At 50.7% G+C, this 2,052-nt stretch carries 3 protein-coding genes; all 3 read left to right on the plus strand.

Annotated elements, in window-relative coordinates:
- Positions 1-309 (plus strand): hypothetical protein (locus Q0256_RS02750; protein WP_297959836.1); only part of this gene is annotated, 309 nt, incomplete at its 5' end.
- The gene (locus Q0256_RS02755; RefSeq protein ID WP_297959838.1) at positions 302-1,426 is read left to right on the plus strand and encodes a hypothetical protein; all 1,125 of its coding nucleotides are present in this window, start codon (positions 302-304) and stop codon (positions 1,424-1,426) included. The genes Q0256_RS02750 and Q0256_RS02755, both read left to right, overlap by 8 nt.
- Complete coding sequence (locus Q0256_RS02760; RefSeq protein WP_297959840.1) at positions 1,413-1,940, plus strand: thioesterase family protein; 528 nt, start codon at positions 1,413-1,415, stop codon at positions 1,938-1,940. The genes Q0256_RS02755 and Q0256_RS02760 overlap by 14 nt, the downstream gene beginning before the upstream one ends.
- Positions 1,941-2,052: the final 112 nt, after the last annotated feature.

Genomic DNA, 2,052 nt, shown 5'->3' on the forward strand with positions numbered 1-2,052 from the left:
CTTGCAAGAATCGCGCTAGAGCGCGCCTGCGATAAATTTAAAAAGCGCGGCTTGCAGGATGTTTCGCAGCAGAGCGCAGACGAAATTTTGCAAGGGTTGGCGGAGCAAAACCTTTGCAGCGGCGCGCGGCGCGATAGTTGCAAAGGTGCGAAAAAAGAGATGGGCGGCGGCGCAGACGAAAAAGCTGGTACCGAAAAATGCGGCGACAAAGCCGCAGTGCAAAGCTCGCAGGCGGAAAATTCAGCGCAAAGTTCGCTCGTAAAAGCCTCGCCGCAACATGCCGCCGCAAAGGACGGGCACGATGGCTAAGCACTGGAGCGAAAACAACGAAAAGGCGGGCGCGGCGCTTTTAAATTTAACCCGTTTCATTACGCTTCACACGCCCGATTTTTGCATGCGAGCTACCGCGCTTTGCATTTCGGCGATCTATTTTGCGCTGCTTAAAAACGAGCGACGCGCAATCGGGGAGTTTTTGCGGCGCGCGCTTGATCGCGAGCCCAAGATCCGCGAAATTTACGCGAATTTTTATAAATTTTCCCTCAGTCTGTGCGAAAAAATCGCGGTTTGGAACGGCAAGATCGCGCTGGATCAAATACGGGTGCAAAGCGGTATGAAGGAGCTTTTAAGCGACGGAACGGGCAAAATTTTAATCACTTCGCACTTCGGCAACACCGAGATCGCGCGCGCTCTTTCGGCAAGCACGGCGGGGATAAAAATCAACGTGCTGATCTTTCGCAAACATAGCGAAAATTTTATGAAATTTATCGAAAAGATGGGCGGCGGCGTGAAAATTCTTTACGTCGGCGAGCTCGGCATCGGCGAGATGCTGCAAATCAAAGAGCTGCTGCAAAACGGCGAGCATATCGCGATAATGGGCGATCGCATGCCGGTGGGCTCAGATAAATTTCAAAGCGAGGATTTTTTAGGGCGCAGCGCAAATTTCCCGATTGGCGGCTATCTGCTCGCTAAAATTTTGGACGCGCCGCTATTTAGCCTATGGTGCTACGAGGGGCGCAGCGGCCACGAGCTTCGGCTGCAGCCGCTACCCGCGCCGCTAAAGAGCCGCGATAAGGCGCGATCGGTCGCGCCGCCTCTTAAAAGCTACGTGCGGCAGCTAGAGCTTTATGCCAAAGAATTTCCTTCTCAATGGTATAATTTCTTTGATTTTTGGGCGCAAGGGAAAGACGCGAGCGCTGCGAAGCGCGACCGCGCGCAAAATTTCGGCGAGACGAGCATGGATACGGCGTCAAATTTAAACGATGCAGCGGGTTTAAACGATACGGCTAGTTCAAATACCGCGTCAAATTTAAAAAGTACGGCGAGCTCGGATACTGCGCTAAATTTAAATAATTCAAATTTAGCCGCCGCAAAATCCGCCGCCCAAGACGAAAAATTTCATAGCGGAGAGAAGAATGAAAGAGTATAAATTTCGCGCCAGATTTTACGACGCCGATCCGATGGGCGTGATGTGGCACGGCAACTACGTAAAGCTCTGCGAGGACGCTAGATGCGAGTTTTGGCGCGACGCGGGCTACACATATATGCAGATGAGAGATGATGGATTTATATATCCCATTATCAAAATGGAGTTTAAATTTATCGCGCCGATACTTTTTGACGACGAGGTTGCGGTGAGTATCGAGCTGCTCGAGTGCGACACGATTATAAAATTCTCCTACCGCATCAAAAGCCCGTCAGGCGCGCTCCTAGCTAAGGCAACCACGTCGCAAGCTGCGGTGGAGCCTGATTCTAAAAGGACGCTGTATGAGATACCGCCGCAGTTAAGGGCGTGCGCGGATAAAATTTTAGCAAAGAAAAATTCCGCGAATAAAATTTCGGCGGCAAATGAGATTTCGACGGCAAGCAAAGCTATGCCCGAGCGAGATTGCCCTCAAAACGTCGCGGCAAATGAAATTTCGCCTGGCGATAACGGGCAGTGAAAATTTAGCGAGCATAAAATTTAAAGGACTACGATGAAAATTTTAGCTTTATTTTTGGCGATTTTGGGGCTTGCAAGCGCGCTTGAAGTAAGCGATCTGGCGCTTAAGACCG

This window comes from uncultured Campylobacter sp. (assembly GCF_937949835.1).
In the GTDB taxonomy this organism is placed as follows: domain Bacteria; phylum Campylobacterota; class Campylobacteria; order Campylobacterales; family Campylobacteraceae; genus Campylobacter_B.

Coding starts and splice junctions, on each gene's coding strand:
- Q0256_RS02755 (WP_297959838.1), top strand. CDS start 302: ATGGCTAAGCACTGGAGCGAAAACAACGAAAAGGCGGGCGCGGCGCTT.
- Q0256_RS02760 (WP_297959840.1), top strand. CDS start 1,413: ATGAAAGAGTATAAATTTCGCGCCAGATTTTACGACGCCGATCCGATG.